Source organism: Mycetocola sp. Y719, from assembly GCF_056713205.1.
Genome location: NZ_JBWYGY010000001.1, coordinates 706,615 through 723,785, shown reverse-complemented (window position 1 = coordinate 723,785; position 17,171 = coordinate 706,615). Strand labels below are relative to the sequence as shown.

Below are 17,171 nucleotides of genomic sequence, written 5' to 3'. Positions count from 1 at the left end.
CGATCAGGAACCGGCGCGTACACTGTTCCGGTGAAGGTTTTAGCAGCAATGTCCGGTGGCGTCGACTCCGCAGTCGCCGCTGCGCGCGCCGTCGAGGCAGGCCACGAGGTCGTCGGCGTGCACCTCGCGCTCAGTCGGATGCCAGGGACGCTCCGTACAGGCAGTCGCGGCTGCTGCACGATCGAGGATTCGATGGACGCCCAGCGCGCGGCCAACATCATCGGCATCCCCTACTACGTCTGGGACTTCTCCGAACGGTTCAAGCTCGACGTCGTCGACGACTTCATCGCCGAATACGCCGCAGGCCGTACCCCGAACCCGTGCATGCGCTGCAACGAGAAGATCAAGTTCGCCGCGCTCCTCGAGAAGGCGATCGACCTCGGCTTCGACGCCGTCTGCACCGGCCACTATGCGACGATCGTCACGGATGCCGACGGCAACCGCGAACTGCACCGCGCGAGCGCGTGGGCGAAGGACCAGAGCTACGTGCTCGGTGTCCTCACCTCTGAGCAGATCGCCCACTCGATGTTCCCCCTCGGCGCGACGCCGTCCAAGGCGGAGGTCCGTGCCGAGGCCGCAGCGCGCGGGTTCAGCGTGGCGAACAAGCCGGACAGCCACGACATCTGCTTCATTCCTGACGGGGACACCCGCGGCTGGCTCGCTGAACGGGTCGGCGCCGAGAAGGGCGAGATCCTCGACCGCGACGGATCCGTCGTCGGATCACACGAGGGTGCTGCGGCGTTCACCGTCGGACAGCGTCGGGGGCTCAACCTCGGCGTTCCGGACCCTGACGGCCGCCCGCGGTTCGTGCTCGAGGTCCGGCCGAAGACCAATGAGGTGGTTGTGGGGCCGAAGGAAGCGCTCGCCATCGCCGAGATCGCCGGTTCACGATTCACCTGGGCCGGCCTTGCTCCTGAGCACCCCGACGTCGCCTTCGACTGCGACGTGCAGATCCGCGCCCACGCCGACCCTGTCCCAGCGGTCGCCGTCGTGCAGCCGCACGCCGAGACCGGCGAGCCCGAGCTGATGATCCGCCCGGAGACGCCGCTCGACGGTGTCGCACCCGGCCAGACCGCGGTCGTCTACGTCGGCACGCGCGTGCTCGGGCAGTGCACGATCGATCGCACAGTGAGCGCCGTCCCGGCCACCGCCTGACGCCCATTCGGAGTCGCGCCGCGGGTGGTATCCGCCTGACTCGCCACGAATGGACGTTCGGGGGACCTGTGGACCGCACGTTGTGGCGACTCGCCGATGTCGACCGCGATTTGTGGTGATTCGCTGGCGCGGGCCGCATGCGGGCCCGATCGACCGACATCGACGGCACGACGAGCAGGCCGACGCGCAGCGGCGGACGCGAACAGGGGGTGACGCATCCGCCCCACGCGGGCAGAGCCTGCGGTATCTTGACTCCCGTGGCCACGACGACCGAAGGACCGCTCGCACCGGTCACAGAACCCACCACCCGCGTTCCTGCGCGCTGGATCGCGCTGTTCGCAGCAGCGTGGCTCGGCATCTGGATGGCACAGCTCACGCCGATCCAGCTCCTGCTGCCGTTGCAGGTCGACGCCGCCGTCCATCCGGACGACTGGATCGACAGCGTCGTTGCCTTCGGGATCATCTCCGGTATCGCCGGACTCTGCGCGCTGGTCGCCTACCCGCTCACCGGCGCCCTCTCCGACCGGACGACCTCCCGCTTCGGTAGGCGTCGGCCGTGGATGGCAGCCGGGACCGTGGTCTTCGCCGCGTCCCTCGCCCTGCTCGGGTTCCAGACCGACATCGTGGCCGTCGGCATAGCCTGGTGCTTCGCGCTCACCGGCTTCTGCATGCTCACCGCAGCCCTCACCGCCGTGATCTCCGACCAGGTGCCTGTGAACCAGCGGGGGACGGTGTCCGGCTGGATGAGCGCACCGCAGGCGATCGGGATCATCCTCGGCGTCGCCCTCGTCACACTCCTGTCGCTCGGCCAGCTCGTCGGCTACCTCGTCGTCTCCGTCGCGCTCGTGCTCCTCGTGCTCCCGTTCCTGATCGCCCTGCGCGACGAGGTGCTGCCCAGGGAGTCACGGCGACCGCTCACCCCTGCGGCGTTCATCGCCGGCTTCTGGATCAACCCGCGTACACACCCGGACTTCGGCTGGACGCTTCTCGGCCGGATCCTCGTGAACATCGGCAACGCCCTCGGTACGACCCTCCTGCTCTATTTCCTCCAGTACGGCCTGCGGGTGGATGAACCGGAGGACGACCTGCTCCTCCTCACGCTCGTCTACATGCTCTTCGTCATCCTCGCCGCCGTGTTCCTGGGGCGCCTGTCCGACCTGCTCGGACGGCGGAAGTCGTTCGTGTTCGCCGCTGCGGCGCTGCAGGGCCTCGCCGCTCTCGTCCTCGCGTTCGTACCGAGCTTCAGCGCGGCGCTCGTCGCGGCCGGGATGCTCGGTCTCGGCTACGGATGCTTCCTCTGCGTCGACCAGGCGCTCGCGACGCAGGTCCTCCCAGCGCAGGAGGACCGCGGCAAGGACCTCGGGATCATGAACATCGCCACGGCGGTGCCTCAGGCGTTCGCGCCGCTGCTCGGGGCGTTCGTCGTAGCCGCGTCAGGGGGATTCGCGGCGCTGTTCGTCGCCGCAGGAGTCGCCGCCATCCTCGGGGCGCTCGCGATCATCCCCGTCCGATCGGTGCGCTGACCGCCCGCCGCTACCCCTCTCGCCGTGTCGGTGGCTTTCCCTAGACTGGGCGAGTGACAGAGAGCATCGACCAGCAGACCACGCCGAAAGACCTCGAGAAGGCCGCGGCTGAGGCCGCCGCCTTGACGACACGGATCCTCGAACTCCGTGACGCGTATTACGAGCAGGACGCCTCCCTCGTCTCAGACGCCGACTACGACGCCATGATGCACCGGCTCGAACTGCTCGAGCATTTCTTCCCCGAACTGCAGGGGCAGGACAGCCCCACCCAGACGGTCGGAGGTCGGGCCCAGGCCTCACTGTTCGACCCGGTCACGCATGCCGAACGGATGCTGAGCCTCGACAACGTCTTCTCCGCCGACGAGCTGCGCGGATGGAGCGAGCGCGTCGAACGCGCCTCCGCCCGCTCGGTGCACTACCTCACCGAGTTGAAGATCGACGGCCTCGCCGTGAACCTCCGGTACGAGAACGGGCGCCTCGTGAGCGCGGCCACCCGGGGTGACGGTGTCGTCGGCGAAGATGTCACCGAGAACGTCGCGTCCATCCGCTCGATCCCGACGAGGCTCGCCGGATCCGGGCACCCCGCTCTCGTCGAGGTCAGGGGAGAGATCTTCTTCCCGGTCGAGGCCTTCCGCGAACTCAACGAACTTCAGCTCGCTGCGGGCGAGAAGGTCTTCGCCAACCCGCGCAATGCCGCGAGCGGCAGCCTCCGACAGAAGGCCGAGAGTAAGAACGCGGCCCAGCTGCAGTTGATGAACAACCGCCTCGGCAGGCTCCGGATGCTGGTGCACGGCATCGGCGCATGGCCGAACCCTCCCGTCTCGGCGCAATCGGAGGTCTACGGCCTCCTGTCCGAGTGGGGGCTGCCGACCTCGACCCACTTCCGCGTGTTCGACGGCATCGACGGCGTCATCGGATTCATCGAGCACTACGGCGAGAACCGCGCGAGCGTCGAGCACGAGATCGACGGCATCGTGATCAAAGTCGACGAGCTCGCCCTGCACGACGAACTCGGCGCAACCAGTCGCGCCCCCCGCTGGGCGACGGCATTCAAGTACCCGCCAGAGCAGGTGAACACGAAACTTTTCGACATCGTCGTCAGCGTCGGCAGGACGGGCCGTGCCACTCCGTTCGCTCAGGTCGAGCCTGTCCGTGTCGCCGGATCGACCGTGAGCCAGGCCACCCTTCACAACCAGGACGTCGTGAAGGCGAAGGGTGTGCTCATCGGCGACACCGTCGTGCTGCGCAAGGCCGGCGACGTCATCCCCGAGATCCTCGGCCCCGTCGTCGAACTCCGTGACGGCACCGAGCGGGCGTTCGTCATGCCCGAGAACTGCCCGTCCTGCGGCACCCCGCTTCGGCCGGCCAAGGAAGGCGACAAGGATCTCCGCTGCCCGAACTCCCGGTCGTGCCCTGCGCAGGTGCGCGGTCGAGTCGAACACGTCGGATCCCGTGGAGCACTCGACATCGAGGGTCTCGGTGAGGTCGCCGCCGCAGCGCTGACCCAGCCCCTCGGTCCGTCGGCCGCACCGCTCGCCGACGAGAACGGCGACGTCTCAGAGGCACGGCTGTTCGACCTGACCATCGAGGACCTCTTCCCGGTCACGGTCACCGTCTACGACATCGAGACCGGACTCGCCAAACTCGCCGACGACGGTCAGGTCAAGCGCGTCACGCCGTTCAGGCGCAAGAGGAATGTCAAGAAAGACGGCGCATTCGACCCGGATGCCGCCGAGTTCTTCGGCGACGAGGGATCGGTTCCGTCGAAGGGCGCTGTCGAACTCCTGCAGAACCTGCAGTCGGCCAAGACGAAACCGCTCTGGCGCATCCTCGTCTCACTCAACATCCGTCACGTCGGACCGGTCGCTGCTCGAGCGCTGGCCGACTACTTCGGGTCGCTCGATGCGATCCGTGCAGCCAGCAGGGAGCAACTGGCAGAGACCGACGGCGTCGGCGGGATTATCGCGGATGCCGTGCTCGACTGGTTCGAGATCGACTGGCACCGCGAGATCATCGACCGGTGGACGGCAGCAGGAGTGCAATTTTCGACTCCGGGCCACCCGGGTCCAGGAGCAGCGGGGGAGGCAGGAGGGGTTCTCGCCGGACTCACCGTGGTCGCCACCGGTTCACTCGAGGGATACAGCCGTGAAGGCGCCCAGGAGGCGATCATCGCCGCAGGGGGCAAGGCAGCGTCGAGCGTGTCGAAGAAAACCGATTTCGTCGCCGCCGGGCCCGGCGCAGGGTCCAAGCTCGGAAAGGCCGAGGAGCTCGGGCTGCGGATCATCGATGCCGCACAGTTCGCCGTGCTCGTCACCCAGGGCCCGAGTGCGCTCGACGGCGCCGTCGACTCGACCGGAGATCCGGACGCCGACTGACCTCAGGTTCGACCCCGGTCGTGCCGAGGTACCCGTAATTGGCGTTCAGGCGATCGAGTTGCCTCAAACGGTCGTTCGGTCGCGGCCTGAGCGCCGACCGCCCTCAGCGTACGATGTCGGCCTGGCGGCCGGTCTCCTTCTGGAGAAGCTGCTCGCGGACCTGCTTGCGCAGGACCTTTCCGATCAGCGACGTCGGCAGCTCGTCGATGGCGACGATGCGGCGTGGCACCTTGTACGCGGTGAGGTTGTCTCGCGCGAACTGGCGGATCGACTCCCTGTCCAGCTTCTCGCCGGCGCGCAGGACGACCGCGGCGACGACGTCCTCACCGGAGTGGGCGCTCGGCATGCCGACGACGGCGACGTCCAGGATCGCCGGGTGCTGGCGGAGTGCGTTCTCGACCTCGGTCGGCGCGACATTGAATCCGCCGGTGATGATCAGTTCCTTGATCCGGTCGACGACGCTGACGAACCCGTCGGCATCCATCGTCACGATGTCACCGGTGCGGAACCAGTCGCCGTCGACGAACACAGCGCTGGTCTCCTCGGGCTTGCGGTAGTACCCGGAGAAGACCTGCGGGCCGCGGACGATCAGTTCTCCAGGGGCACCCGGGTCGACGTCTGCGGTCGGATTCTCCGGGTCGACGATCCGGATCTCGGTACTCGGCAGCGGCAGCCCGACCGTGCCGGCCTTGCGTCCCTCCGATACCGGATTCGCCATCAGCACTGGGGAACATTCGCTCAGACCGTAACCCTCGATGAGGTAACCGCCCGTTGCCTTTTCAAACGGAACGACGAGTTCGTCTGGAAGGGCCATCGCGCCCGAAATGCCGATCTCGAGACCGTGAAGCGAGACGCCTTTCTCCGTGGCCCTGCTGAGCAGGCGCTCGGCGATCGGCGGCACGGCGGGCAGGAAGGTCGGCGGATGCTTCTTCGCGGCAGCCAGGACGAGGTCAGGGTCGAACTTCGGGAACAGCACCAGGCGGGCGCCCAGGCTCATGGCGAAGGTGAGACACAGCGTCAGACCGTAAGCGTGGAACATTGGCAGGACGGCGTACACGGTGCACCCGGCGTGTTTGATCGTGGGAGTCCAGGCCCGCGCCTGGGCGGCGTTCGCGAGCAGGTTCGCGTGGGTGAGCACGGCGCCCTTGGGGGCGCCAGTCGTGCCAGACGTGTACTGGATGATCGCCACATCCGTCGACTCGGGACGCGGATGGAAGGAGTCGATCGTCCGCGACGAACTGAGCTTCGACCAGGTGATGGTGTTGTGCGTCTTCGCGGTGAGCGCAGCGCGCGACTCGCGGGCCTTCTTCACCGGGAGGGAGAGCGCCAGCCGCATACCGGCGGGCATCGACCTCGTGATGTCGACGGAGATGAGGGAGTCGACCGCGATGTCCTCCGGGAAATCCTGGACGGTCGACACGACCTTGCTCCAGACGATCGCGACGCGCGCTCCGTGGTCTTCGAACTGGTGCCGCAGCTCACGCGGCGTGTACAGCGGGTTGTGTTCGACCACGACGGCGCCGAGACGCAGCACGGCGTAGAACGCGACGATGTGCTCCGGGCAGTTCGGCAGGACGATCGCGACGGGGTCGCCCTTGGATACACCGAGCTCGCGCAGTCCCTCGGCCACGCGGTGGATCGCGTGCTGGAGCTGGCGGTAGGTCGTCGTCGCGCCGAAGAACTCGAGGGCGACGAACGAGGGGTGGTGTTCTGCTGACGCGTCGACGAGGTCACCCAGACATCCATCCTGCCGGGGGATGTCGTGCGGCACGTTCGGTGCGTAATTGTTCAGCCAGGGACGCGGAGAGGTGTCGGTCACTCGCCTTACTCTAATCGCGGAGCGTTGAGCACGGCGCCGCACGGGCGGGCGGGCGGTGCGTCGCCCAATAGAATGGGAGGACACCCCAGTACTTACCTGACGGAGTCCCATGTCTGAAATTTCTGAGGAGCAGGTGGCGCATCTGGCGAACCTCGCCCGTATTGCCCTCACCCCAGAAGAGATCTCGAGTCTCACCACCGAACTTGACCAGATCGTCGACAGCATCGCCAAGGTGCAGCAGGTGGCGACCCCGGACGTTCCGGCGACGAGCCACCCCGTTCCGCTGTCGAACGTCTTCCGCCCCGACGTCGTGGGCGAGACGCTGACGATCGAGCAGGCGCTTCAGAATGCGCCAGAGCAAGCCGACAACCGGTTCAAGGTCTCGGCGATCCTGGGGGAGGAGCAGTAGTGAGCGACATCATCCGTCTGACCGCCGCCGACCTCGCGCAGAAGCTACAGAGCCGCGAGATCAGCGCCGTCGAAGCCACCCAGGCCCACCTCGACCGCATCACGGCCGTGGACACCGACGTGCACGCGTTCCTCCATGTGTCCGACCACGCCATCGGTACCGCCAGGCGCATCGACGAACGCCGCGCCGCCGGTGAGGAACTCGGCCCACTGGCCGGCGTGCCCCTCGCCGTCAAGGACGTCCTCGTCACGACCGACATGCCGTCCACCTCCGGAAGCAAGATCCTCGAGGGATACATGTCGCCGTTCGACGCGACGGTCGTCTCGAGGTCGCGTGCCGCAGGGCTCATCCCGATCGGCAAGACCAACATGGACGAGTTCGCCATGGGGTCGTCGACGGAGCACTCGGCCTACGGACCGACCAGGAACCCATGGGACCTCGGCCGCATCCCCGGCGGTTCAGGAGGCGGATCGGCCGCAGCCGTCGCTGCTTTCGAAGCACCGCTGGCTCTCGGGAGCGACACCGGTGGATCCATCCGTCAGCCGGCACACGTAACCGGCACCGTCGGCGTCAAACCGACCTACGGTGCTGTGAGCCGCTACGGCGCGATCGCACTGGCCTCGAGCCTCGACCAGGTCGGCCCGGTGACGAGGACCGTTCTCGACGCCGGTCTTCTGCAGGACGTCATCGGCGGGCACGACCCATTCGACTCCACGTCTCTCACGGACACCTGGTCGTCGATGGCGGATGCCGCTCGCGAAGGTGCCCGCGGCGACGTGCTCACAGGACTCAAGGTCGGTGTGGTCCGTGAACTCTCCGGCGAAGGCTTCCAGGCCGGCGTCCAGAGCCGGTTCGACGAAACCGTCGCCCTCCTGCAGAAGCAGGGCGCAGAGATCGTCGAAGTCAGCGCACCGCACTTCGAGTACGCCGTCTCGGCCTATTACCTGATCCTCCCGGCCGAAGCCTCCTCCAACCTGGCGAAGTTCGACTCCGTCCGGTTCGGTATGCGGGTGCAGCCCGAGGGTGGCGGAACCGTCGAGCAGGTCATGGCCGCGACGCGCGAGGCCGGGTTCGGCCCAGAGGTCAAGCGCCGGATCATCCTCGGCACCTACGCTCTCAGCGCCGGGTACTACGACGCCTACTACGGAAGCGCGCAGAAGGTGCGCACGCTGATCCAGCGCGACTTCGACGCGGCGTTCGCACAGGTCGACGTCCTCGTCAGCCCGAGCGCGCCCACGACGGCATTCAAGTTCGGCGAGAAGCTCGAAGACCCGATGGCCATGTACCTCAACGACATCGCCACGATCCCTGCCAACCTCGCTGGCGTGCCCGGCATCAGCGTCCCGATCGGGCTCGCCCCCGAAGACGGGCTGCCGGTCGGCATCCAGATCATGGCGCCGGTCCGCGGGGACGCCAGGCTCTACCGCGTCGGCGCGGCAATCGAAGCTCTGCTCGAGCAGCAGTGGGGTCACACGCTGATCTCGCAGGCTCCGGCACTGGGAGGCAAATAATGGCAAAAGACGCCCTGATGGACTACGACAAGGCCCTCGAACTGTTCGAGCCGGTGCTCGGCTTCGAGGTGCATGTCGAGCTCAACACGAAGACCAAGATGTTCTCGCATGCGCCGAACGAATTCGGTTCGCTCGTCAACACCAACGTCACACCGGTGTGCCTCGGACTGCCCGGCGCGCTGCCGGTCGTCAACGAGCAGGCCGTTCGCTATTCGATCAGCCTGGGCCTCGCCCTCGGCTGCTCGATCGCGCCGTCGTCGCGGTTCGCACGCAAGAACTACTTCTACCCCGACCTGGCGAAGAACTACCAGATCTCCCAGTACGACGAGCCGATCGCCTTCGACGGATCAGTCGACGTCGAACTCCCGAACGGCCGCCTCGTAACCGTGTCCATCGAGCGCGCGCACATGGAGGAGGACGCCGGCAAGCTCACGCACGTCGGTGGTTCAACCGGGCGGATCCAGGGTGCCGAATACTCGCTGGTCGATTACAACCGGGCTGGCGTGCCCCTGGTCGAGATCGTCACGGACATCATCTACGGAGCCGAAGCGGATGCTCCTGAACTGGCCAAGGCGTACGTGTCCACCATCCGCGACATCGTCGTGTCACTGGGGATCTCCGACGCCAAAATGGAGCGCGGCAACCTGCGTTGCGACGCGAACATCTCGCTCCGTCCGCGTACGCCGGAGGGTCAGCCTCCCGCGCCGCTCGGAACCCGCACCGAGACGAAGAACGTGAACTCGTTGCGTTCGGTCGAGCGTGCGATCCGTTACGAGATCCAGCGCCAGGCGGCCATCCTTGCCTCAGGCGGCACGATCACGCAGGAGACCAGGCACTGGCACGAGGACACCGGCCGCACGAGCGCCGGACGGCCGAAGAGCGATGCTGACGACTACCGGTACTTCCCCGAGCCAGACCTGCTCCCGGTCGAGCCGAGCGCCGAACTCATCGAGGAACTCCGCGCAGCCCTCCCTGAACCGCCGGCGGCTCGCCGTCGCCGACTCAAGTCGGACTGGGGCTTCACGGACCTGGAGTTCCAGGATGTGGTCAACGGCGGTCTGCTCGTCGAGATCACTGAGACCGTTGCGGCAGGAGCCACACCGGCAGCTGCCCGCAAGTGGTGGACCGGTGAGATCAGCCGTGTGGCGAACGTGAACGGAGTCGAAGCATCCTCGCTCGTCTCCCCGGAAAACGTCGCAGCACTCGCGGTGCTCGTCGAAGACGGGACACTGACCGACAAACTCGCCCGCCAGGTGCTCGAGGGAGTCATCGCCGGTGAGGGTTCGCCTCAGGAAGTCGTCGACGCTCGTGGGCTCGCCGTCGTGTCCGACGACGGAGCGCTCATCGCAGCCATCGACGAAGCGCTCGCCTCGCAGCCTGACGTGCTCGAGAAGATCCGCGACGGCAAGGTGCAGGCAGCAGGCGCCGTGATCGGCGCCGTCATGAAGGCCATGAAGGGCCAGGCGGACGCCGCGCGCGTTCGCGAACTGGTCCTGGAGCGAGCCGCAGGCTGATGCGATGGCCGGATGTCCGCCGGGTCTGATCCGGCGGACATCCGACCTCCCCGCGTACGCGGGGAGCCGAAACGGGAACTTCCGTGACCCGATTTTCGGCAGTACGATGCTGCCATGCTGGTCGAGGGCTCGATTCGTTGGCAGATCACAGAGGATTGTCCCTGGGACCTGCTGCTCGCCCTCGCCTTCCGGGATCTCGGCGGACTCACCGACATCTGCGAAGAGCAGATTCCGCCGGTGGATCCTCCGCTCGAGCCGGTGGACCTGCCCGACCTCGACCGGAACGAGCTGGCAGCGCAGTGGCGCGGCTGGTGGGCCGGCATCGTTATGCGTGCAACGAGGCCGTTCATCAGCCAGGTGCGACCGCCGCACTTCGAGGTGTTCGACCGGGCACTCGAACTGCAGGAGCTCGTCTACAACTGTTACGCCCAGGCGATGGCCTGGGCAGAAGAACGCCACGTGGAGTACCAGCGTGCGGTCGACGCTCGGGTCCATCCGCTGGCAGACGCCTACGAACTGGTGCAGCGGCGTCAATTCGAACTGCGTCGTCAGACGGGATCGTTCCGACTCGACCTCGAGGTCCTTCCGGTGCGCGGCTCGGGCGCCTGGGTCGTCGCACCGGATACCGTGATTATCAGCGAGACGCTCCGGGACGATCCCGAAGCGTTTCGCGAGTGGTTGAAACCGGTCGTCATCGCCCTGGTCTGAGAGTGGCCTTCTCAGGGGGACTCACGTGCCGAGCGTCACCTTCCCGTCGTCGTCGACGTGCCAGCCGGGGTTGTGCGCGATCTCCCAGACGACACCGTTGGGGTCGGTGACGTGGCCGTGATAACCGCCGAATGCCGCGTGGCGGGGCGATGAGATCAAGGTGGCGCCCGCCGACAGCATCCGTTCCACCGTGCGGTCGACCGCGCCGGGGCTTTCGACGTTGTGCGACAGGGTCAGCCCGTCGATGCGCGTCTCGCTGGCCGGGCGACCGAGATCGGCGGCGAAAGCCGCCTTGTCGTACAGCCCGAGAACGAGCGACGGACCGGTCTGGAAGAAGATGATCTCACCAGGGACATCCGCGAGCGGGCGCCAGCCGAGACCGCGTTGATAGAACGAACGGGCGGCGTCAAGGTTGCCCGTTGCGACCGTGATGAAGTGAATGGTGGGGTCCATGTGGTCCAGCCTGTCGGCCAGGCACGCCGACTTCAAGAGATCGGCCTAAGCTGACGCAATGAGTCCTCACCAGTCGCGACTGTCCACCCCTGTGGTCTGGATCCTGGCATCCGGATATTCGGCCCTGATCCTGGGAGCAGGGCTGTGGGTCAGCATCGCCACCGGGAACTGGTTCGCCGTGCTGCTCGCGATCGGCCTCACCGCCCCGGTGGAGGTGCTCCTGCTGAGTCGTTACCGTCGTCGTGCCGCCGACGAACGGGCGTCGGCAGGGGACTCAGGGCCGCGCCTCACCGTGTAGGTGGAATCTTCGAAGGATACCCGCGCCCAGCGAACCCTATTTCCGAACAGAATGTCGGGAGCGTGTCGGCCTCCTGTGGGAGAATCGACTCATGAGCAGGCAGGACGGCAGCGCGAGGCAGGTCACTGCCGACCTCAGCAACGACGAGGGCGCACACATCCTGCACATCGACATGGACGCGTTCTTCGCATCAGTCGAGCTTCTCGACCACCCGGAACTTCGGGGCAAACCGGTGATCATCGGGCACGCAGAGGGCCGCTCGGTGGTGACCAGCGCCACCTATGAGGCGAGGCGCTTCGGGGTGACGGCGGCGATGCCCGTGTCGAAGGCGATGCGGTTGTGTCCTCAAGCCGTCGTCCTTCCGCCGCACCACGAGCGGTACACGAACTATTCGCGACAGGTCATGTCGATCTTCAGGGATGCCACACCTCTCGTCGAACCGTTGAGCATCGACGAAGCGTTCCTGGACGTCTCAGGAGCCCGGCGTCTCATCGGTTCGCCCGCCGAGGTCGGCCAGCTGATCCGAGACCGTGTCCAGCGGGAGACGGGGCTGACCTGTTCCGTGGGCGCCGCAGCCACGAAGTTCGTCGCGAAGGTGGCATCCGGCCGGGCGAAACCCGACGGGTTGCTCGTCATCCCTCCCGCAGAGACCCTGGCGTTCCTTCATCCGCTCTCGATCCGTGCCCTCTGGGGCGTCGGGGCGAAGACGGAGGAGGCCCTGCTTCGTATCGGTCTCCACACCGTCGGCGACGTAGCAGACACACCACTCGCCACGCTCCGCAAAGCCGTCGGCGATGCCACCGGCGTCAAACTGCATGAACTCGCGAATGGACGAGACGCACGCTCGGTCGTCACAGCAACCGCGGAGAAGAGCATCGGCCATGAGGTGACGTTCAACGAGGACATCGCCGATCCGACGCGACTACGCCTCGAGCTCCTGCGACTCGCCGACCAGGTCGCCGTCCGGCTGCGGAAGGCGGGCCTCTCAGCACGGACGGTCGCGATCAAGGTCCGATTCGACGATTTCACGACGCTCACACGTTCGCACACACTCGCGGAGCCGTCCAACGTCGGACGCCGCCTCTATGAGGAGGCCAACGACCTGTTCACCGCACTGGAGGTCGACGGGAGACCCGTCCGGCTCGTCGGCGTGCGCGCTGAGCAGTTGCTCGACGGCGACGGGGCGATGGCATCGCTCTGGGACCCGGATGAGGAATGGCGCGAGGCCGAGACGACCATCGACTCCCTCCGGGCCCGGTTCGGCGGAGAAGCGGTCCGACGTGCGTCGCTGCTCGGCCGCGGGCGGGGGAGCACAGCGGGAGGAACACGATACCCGCGTGAGTGAGTATCGGCGCAACCCCTTGGTTCGTCCGGTGCAGCCCGATAGCGTGGCGGTATGACAAAACTCGCGCTCGAACTGGCTGACAAATTCAAGGCTGTCGGAGTCACCACCGTGTACGGCGACGCTGTCGACGTGGACGGTGAGAAGCTCATCCCCGTCGCTCTCGCCTGGTACGGCTTCGGCGCCGGCGAAGGAGAAGCCGAAGCAGACACCGCATCGAAGTCCAACGCCGGACACGGCGCGGGGTCGGGCGGAGGGGGAGGCGGTTTCGCGCTTCCGATCGGTGCCTACATCAAGACCAGGCAGGGGCTCCGTTTCGAACCGAACGTCGTTTCTCTCGTCGCGGTGGGGATCCCGTTCGTCTGGGCGGTCGGAAAAGCGTTGTCGCTCGTCATCCGCGCACTGAAGAAGTAGCGAATCGCCTAGACTGGCTGCAGTAACACGGGAGTCCGGTGAACCGGGCTGAGAGGAAGATTCCATAATCTTCGACCGTCGAACCTGATCTGGGTAATGCCAGCGCAGGGAGGCAAACCATCTCGCTACCCGTGCCCACGAAAGGGCGCGTATCGTGCATTCAACAATCTCTCCATCGACGACGGCTGCTCCTGCAGCCACAGCCAGGCGGAATCTCCGCTGGCGGGTCGTCGACATCGTCGTGGCCAGTGTCATCGGTGTCGCCTCCGGGGTCATCTTCTGGGCCTGGGGCCTTGCGTGGGGGCCGCTCAGCGCGGCGCTCGCGTTCACCCCAGGACTCGGCGGCCTCCTCGCCGGCGGCTGGCTCTTCGCCGGCGTGCTCGGCGGCCTGGTGATCCGCAAGCCGGGTGCCGCGCTCTACACGGAGCTCGTCGCCGCGGCGGTCTCCGCACTGATCGGCACCGTGTGGGGTTTTGAGACGCTGATCTGGGGCCTCGTGCAGGGTCTCGGAGCCGAACTCGTCTTCGCGTTGTTCTTCTACGCGAACTGGCGCCTCGGTGTCGCGCTGCTCGCCGGCGCAAGCACCGGTCTTGCTGTCGGATTGCTCGACACCACGTTCACGAGCTACGCGGCCCTCGAGGTCAGCGCGAAGGTCACCTACATCGTCAGCGCCATCGTCTCGGGCGTGTTCATCGCCGGACTTCTCTCGTGGTTCGCCGTGCGCGGTCTTGCCGCGACCGGAGCGTTGAGCAGGTTCGCCTCGGGCCGACAGGCCAGGACTGTGGCGGACGCCGGCGGTCGATGATCGACTTGGTCTCTTCCCGCCCCGTCCCTGGCGTGCACGTGCGTGCCAGGGACTGGGGTTGGCGCCATGCCGGCCGCAGTAACGCGGCCGTGTCCTCGCTGACCCTCGACATCGAACCGGGGGAGCGCGTCCTCCTCCTCGGTGCGTCGGGGGCAGGCAAGTCCACTCTCCTGCAGGCCATCGCCGGTGTGCTCGGCGGGGAGGAAGAGGGCGACGAGTTCGGAGCGCTCCTCCTCGACGGCCGACGACCGGCGGATGCTCGCGGCCGCGCGGGTCTCGTCCTCCAGGACCCCGACTCGCAAATAGTTCTCGCACGCATCGGTGACGATGTCGCCTTCTCCTGCGAGAACCTTGGTGTGCCGAGGGACGAGATCTGGGAACGGGTCCGATGGGCACTGCGTGCCGTCGGCCTCGACCTGCCGCTCGGCCACTCCTCCTCCAACCTGTCCGGCGGACAGAAGCAACGGCTTGCCCTCGCCGGCGTGCTCGCCATGCGGCCGGGTCTGATCCTGCTCGACGAGCCCACCGCGAATCTCGACCCGGATGGCGTCCGTGAGATCCGCGACGTGGTCGACAGCGTCGTCTCGGAGTCCGGGGCAACGCTCATCGTGGTCGAACACCGGGTCGCGGTCTGGCGCGACGTCGTGGACAGGGTCATCGTTCTCGACCCGTCCGGTGGCGTGCTCGCAGACGGACCGCCGGGCGACGTTCTCGACCGTGAAGGCCCGAGACTCGCCGCCGCGGGTGTCTGGGTTCCCGGAATCCCGCCGACCGTGGCCCCACGACCCCTCCGGGGTTCAGCGGGCGTCGGCCTCCTCCAGGCCCGCGATCTGGCCGTGGGGCGTACGCCGTTCGCGACGAAGTCCGCCGTCGTGGCGGCATCCGGTCTCGACCTCGTGCTCTCGGAAGGGTCTGGAACGGCTGTCACGGGCCCGAACGGCGCGGGGAAGTCCACACTCGCGCTCACCCTCGCCGGACTGTTGCCCCCCGTCAGCGGCGACCTCGCCGCCACGCCCGCGCTCGCGCGAGGGCTCTCCCCGTCGCCGATCCGCTGGAAGTCCCGCGATCTGCTCACGCGGCTGGGAACGGTGTTCCAGGAGCCCGAGCATCAGTTCCTGGCGTCGACCGTACGGCGCGAACTCGCGGTCGGGCCGCTCGCCCTCAAACTCGCACCGAACGAGGTCGACTCCCGTGTCGACGACCTGCTCGACCGGCTGCGTCTGACCCACCTCGCCGATGCGAACCCGTTCACGCTCTCCGGCGGTGAGAAGCGCCGGCTGTCCGTCGCGACGGTGCTGGCCACCCGGCCCCGAGTACTCCTTCTCGACGAACCGACATTCGGACAGGACGCCGTGACCTGGGGCGAAGTGGTCTCCCTTCTCGGCGAGCTCGTCGATGGTGGGAGTTCCGTCGTCACCGTGACCCACGACCTCGCCCTCGTCGCCGCATTCGCCGATCACGAACTGACCCTCGGGTCGGGCAGCGAGGTCCTGACATGAGTGCGCTGCTCCCCGAGATCCGGGACTCGGCCATCGCCAGGATCAACCCGGTCGCGAAGCTGGCCGTCGCCGTCCTCCTCAGCGTCACCCTCCTGCTGTCGATCGACGTCGTCTCGGCGTCGGTGGCATTGCTGCTCGTCGGTATCCTCCTGTTCTGGTCCGGTCTCGACGCACGGCAGTTCTGGCTGCGGACGGCGCCGCTCTGGCTCGCCGCCCCGTTCGCCGGGCTCACCACCGTGCTCTACGGCGAAGACAGCGGCGCAGTGCTGGCCGAGTGGGGTCCGGTGTCGATCACCGAGGGTTCCGCGGCCCTGGGACTCGCGATCACCCTGAGGGTGCTCGCCATCGGCCTGCCGAGCATCGTGCTCTTTGCGACCACCGACCCCACCGACCTGGCCGACGGCCTCGCCCAGGTGCTGCACCTCCCGGCCAGGTTCGTGCTCGGCGGACTGGCGGGCATGCGGATGATCGGGCTCTTCATCGACGACTGGCGGGCGCTCGGGCAGGCGCGCAGGGCACGAGGCGTCGGGGATGCGAACGTCCTCGCCCGGCTCGGCACGCAGGGATTCGCGCTGCTGGTGCTGGCGATCCGTCGCGGGAGCAAGCTCGCAACCGCCATGGAGGCCAAAGGCTTCGGGTCAGATCTTCCGCGCACGTGGGCCCGTCCTTCGCGCTTCGGATTGGCGGAGGGCGTCCTCATCCTCATCGGGCTGGCGATCGCCTGCGCAGCGGTCACCGCCGCCGTCATGGCGGGGACCTGGAGCTTCATCCTTGACTGAGCCGACGAGCGACCTCCCGGGAGAGATCGACATCGACGAAGCGGTTGCCGTGATTCTCGCCCGCTGCTCGGGTGCCGTCGAAACCGTCCTTCTCGATGGCCCGAGCGGCGCGGGTAAGTCCACGCTGGCCGACGCTCTCGTCGACGGCTGGCCGGGAGCGGTGACTCTTGTCCGCATGGACAACCTCTACCCCGGCTGGGGCGGTCTCGCTGCCGGCAGCGCACACGTTCATGAGCACCTTCTCGCTCCGAGGCACAGTGGCGGAGAGGCCCGGTGGCGCCGCCACGACTGGGAGAGCGGCAGGCCTGCCGAGTGGCATCCTGTGCCGGCGAACCGGTCGCTCATCGTCGAGGGGTGCGGAGTCCTCACCCGGTCGAACGCGCCGCTGGCGACGCTGCGGATCTGGCTGGATGCCGACGACCTCGTACGGAAGCACCGCGCTCTCGCGCGCGACCGTGGCGGATTCGACGCACACTGGGACGAATGGGATTCCCAGTACGGAGCATTTCTCACCGGTGAGAGGCCCTCTGCACACGCGGATGTCCGACTCTGTCTCGCCTGACACCG

16 protein-coding genes and 1 riboswitch are annotated in these 17,171 nt (G+C 67.3%); of the genes, 14 read left to right on the top strand and 2 right to left on the bottom strand.

Translation table 11 applies throughout. The features are described from left to right. Positions 1-30: 30 nt before the first annotated feature. The 3 genes from mnmA (at position 31) to ligA (ending at position 5,053) form a co-directional block, all read left to right on the top strand. Positions 31-1,155, top strand: coding sequence for a tRNA 2-thiouridine(34) synthase MnmA (gene mnmA, locus AC1M0F_RS03330; protein ID WP_480236775.1), 1,125 nt, complete (start codon positions 31-33; stop codon positions 1,153-1,155). A gap of 257 nt (positions 1,156-1,412) precedes the next feature. Continuing rightward, positions 1,413-2,678 (top strand): MFS transporter, encoded by a 1,266-nt coding sequence (locus AC1M0F_RS03325; RefSeq protein WP_480236774.1) that lies wholly within the window; start codon positions 1,413-1,415, stop codon positions 2,676-2,678. A 53-nt stretch (positions 2,679-2,731) separates the two neighbouring features. After that, positions 2,732-5,053 carry an NAD-dependent DNA ligase LigA gene (gene ligA, locus AC1M0F_RS03320; protein ID WP_480236773.1) on the top strand — a complete coding sequence of 774 codons (2,322 nt, stop codon included), beginning with the start codon at positions 2,732-2,734 and terminating at the stop codon, positions 5,051-5,053. Positions 5,054-5,156: 103 nt separating this feature from the next. Here ligA and AC1M0F_RS03315 read toward each other — a convergent pair whose 3' ends face one another. Next, positions 5,157-6,872: a long-chain-fatty-acid--CoA ligase gene (locus AC1M0F_RS03315; protein ID WP_480236772.1), complete on the bottom strand. Its 1,716-nt coding sequence runs from the start codon at positions 6,870-6,872 to the stop codon at positions 5,157-5,159. 109 nt (positions 6,873-6,981) lie between these two features. On the opposite strand from AC1M0F_RS03315, the gene gatC reads away from it, so the two are divergent. From gatC to AC1M0F_RS03295, 4 genes are all read left to right on the top strand, one after another. Next, on the top strand, positions 6,982-7,281 hold the full coding sequence (gene gatC / locus AC1M0F_RS03310; protein ID WP_480236771.1) for an Asp-tRNA(Asn)/Glu-tRNA(Gln) amidotransferase subunit GatC: 300 nt from the start codon (positions 6,982-6,984) through the stop codon (positions 7,279-7,281). After that, the gene (gene gatA, locus AC1M0F_RS03305) at positions 7,281-8,792 is read left to right on the top strand and encodes an Asp-tRNA(Asn)/Glu-tRNA(Gln) amidotransferase subunit GatA (RefSeq protein ID WP_480236770.1); all 1,512 of its coding nucleotides are present in this window, start codon (positions 7,281-7,283) and stop codon (positions 8,790-8,792) included. The genes gatC and gatA overlap by 1 nt, the downstream gene beginning before the upstream one ends. Then, entirely contained in the window at positions 8,792-10,306 is a 1,515-nt protein-coding gene (gene gatB, locus AC1M0F_RS03300; protein ID WP_480236769.1) for an Asp-tRNA(Asn)/Glu-tRNA(Gln) amidotransferase subunit GatB, read from the top strand. Before gatA ends, gatB begins: the two co-directional genes overlap by 1 nt. A 114-nt stretch (positions 10,307-10,420) precedes the next feature. Continuing rightward, the gene (locus tag AC1M0F_RS03295; RefSeq protein WP_480236768.1) at positions 10,421-11,014 is read left to right on the top strand and encodes a hypothetical protein; all 594 of its coding nucleotides are present in this window, start codon (positions 10,421-10,423) and stop codon (positions 11,012-11,014) included. A 21-nt stretch (positions 11,015-11,035) separates the two neighbouring features. Here AC1M0F_RS03295 and AC1M0F_RS03290 read toward each other — a convergent pair whose 3' ends face one another. After that, positions 11,036-11,467: a VOC family protein gene (locus AC1M0F_RS03290; RefSeq protein ID WP_480236767.1), complete on the bottom strand. Its 432-nt coding sequence runs from the start codon at positions 11,465-11,467 to the stop codon at positions 11,036-11,038. A gap of 58 nt (positions 11,468-11,525) precedes the next feature. Between AC1M0F_RS03290 and AC1M0F_RS03285 the strand changes: the two genes are divergently transcribed. From AC1M0F_RS03285 to AC1M0F_RS03255, 7 genes are all read left to right on the top strand, one after another. Next, positions 11,526-11,765, top strand: coding sequence for a hypothetical protein (locus AC1M0F_RS03285; RefSeq protein ID WP_480236766.1), 240 nt, complete (start codon positions 11,526-11,528; stop codon positions 11,763-11,765). 91 nt (positions 11,766-11,856) lie between these two features. After that, positions 11,857-13,110: a DNA polymerase IV gene (locus AC1M0F_RS03280; protein WP_480236765.1), complete on the top strand. Its 1,254-nt coding sequence runs from the start codon at positions 11,857-11,859 to the stop codon at positions 13,108-13,110. Positions 13,111-13,161: 51 nt separating this feature from the next. Beyond that, the gene (locus tag AC1M0F_RS03275; protein ID WP_480236764.1) at positions 13,162-13,521 is read left to right on the top strand and encodes a hypothetical protein; all 360 of its coding nucleotides are present in this window, start codon (positions 13,162-13,164) and stop codon (positions 13,519-13,521) included. 17 nt (positions 13,522-13,538) lie between these two features. Continuing rightward, positions 13,539-13,649: riboswitch (TPP riboswitch) on the top strand. A gap of 26 nt (positions 13,650-13,675) precedes the next feature. Beyond that, positions 13,676-14,326: an ECF transporter S component gene (locus AC1M0F_RS03270; RefSeq protein WP_480236763.1), complete on the top strand. Its 651-nt coding sequence runs from the start codon at positions 13,676-13,678 to the stop codon at positions 14,324-14,326. Beyond that, positions 14,323-15,825, top strand: coding sequence for an ABC transporter ATP-binding protein (locus tag AC1M0F_RS03265; protein ID WP_480236762.1), 1,503 nt, complete (start codon positions 14,323-14,325; stop codon positions 15,823-15,825). The genes AC1M0F_RS03270 and AC1M0F_RS03265 overlap by 4 nt, the downstream gene beginning before the upstream one ends. After that, on the top strand, positions 15,822-16,604 hold the full coding sequence (locus AC1M0F_RS03260; RefSeq protein ID WP_480236761.1) for an energy-coupling factor transporter transmembrane component T family protein: 783 nt from the start codon (positions 15,822-15,824) through the stop codon (positions 16,602-16,604). Before AC1M0F_RS03265 ends, AC1M0F_RS03260 begins: the two co-directional genes overlap by 4 nt. Beyond that, a complete protein-coding gene (locus AC1M0F_RS03255) occupies positions 16,597-17,166 on the top strand; it encodes a nucleoside/nucleotide kinase family protein (RefSeq protein WP_480236760.1) in 570 nt (189 codons plus the stop codon). Before AC1M0F_RS03260 ends, AC1M0F_RS03255 begins: the two co-directional genes overlap by 8 nt. The last annotated feature ends 5 nt before the right edge of the window (positions 17,167-17,171 follow it).

Bases quoted from the DNA above. Each gene is read 5' to 3' on its own strand.
- gatC (WP_480236771.1), top strand. From the start codon at position 6,982: ATGTCTGAAATTTCTGAGGAGCAGGTGGCGCATCTGGCGAACCTCGCC.
- gatB (WP_480236769.1), top strand. From the start codon at position 8,792: ATGGCAAAAGACGCCCTGATGGACTACGACAAGGCCCTCGAACTGTTC.
- AC1M0F_RS03295 (WP_480236768.1), top strand. From the start codon at position 10,421: ATGCTGGTCGAGGGCTCGATTCGTTGGCAGATCACAGAGGATTGTCCC.
- AC1M0F_RS03290 (WP_480236767.1), bottom strand. From the start codon at position 11,467: ATGGACCCCACCATTCACTTCATCACGGTCGCAACGGGCAACCTTGAC.
- AC1M0F_RS03285 (WP_480236766.1), top strand. From the start codon at position 11,526: ATGAGTCCTCACCAGTCGCGACTGTCCACCCCTGTGGTCTGGATCCTG.
- AC1M0F_RS03280 (WP_480236765.1), top strand. From the start codon at position 11,857: ATGAGCAGGCAGGACGGCAGCGCGAGGCAGGTCACTGCCGACCTCAGC.
- AC1M0F_RS03275 (WP_480236764.1), top strand. From the start codon at position 13,162: ATGACAAAACTCGCGCTCGAACTGGCTGACAAATTCAAGGCTGTCGGA.
- AC1M0F_RS03265 (WP_480236762.1), top strand. From the start codon at position 14,323: ATGATCGACTTGGTCTCTTCCCGCCCCGTCCCTGGCGTGCACGTGCGT.
- AC1M0F_RS03260 (WP_480236761.1), top strand. From the start codon at position 15,822: ATGAGTGCGCTGCTCCCCGAGATCCGGGACTCGGCCATCGCCAGGATC.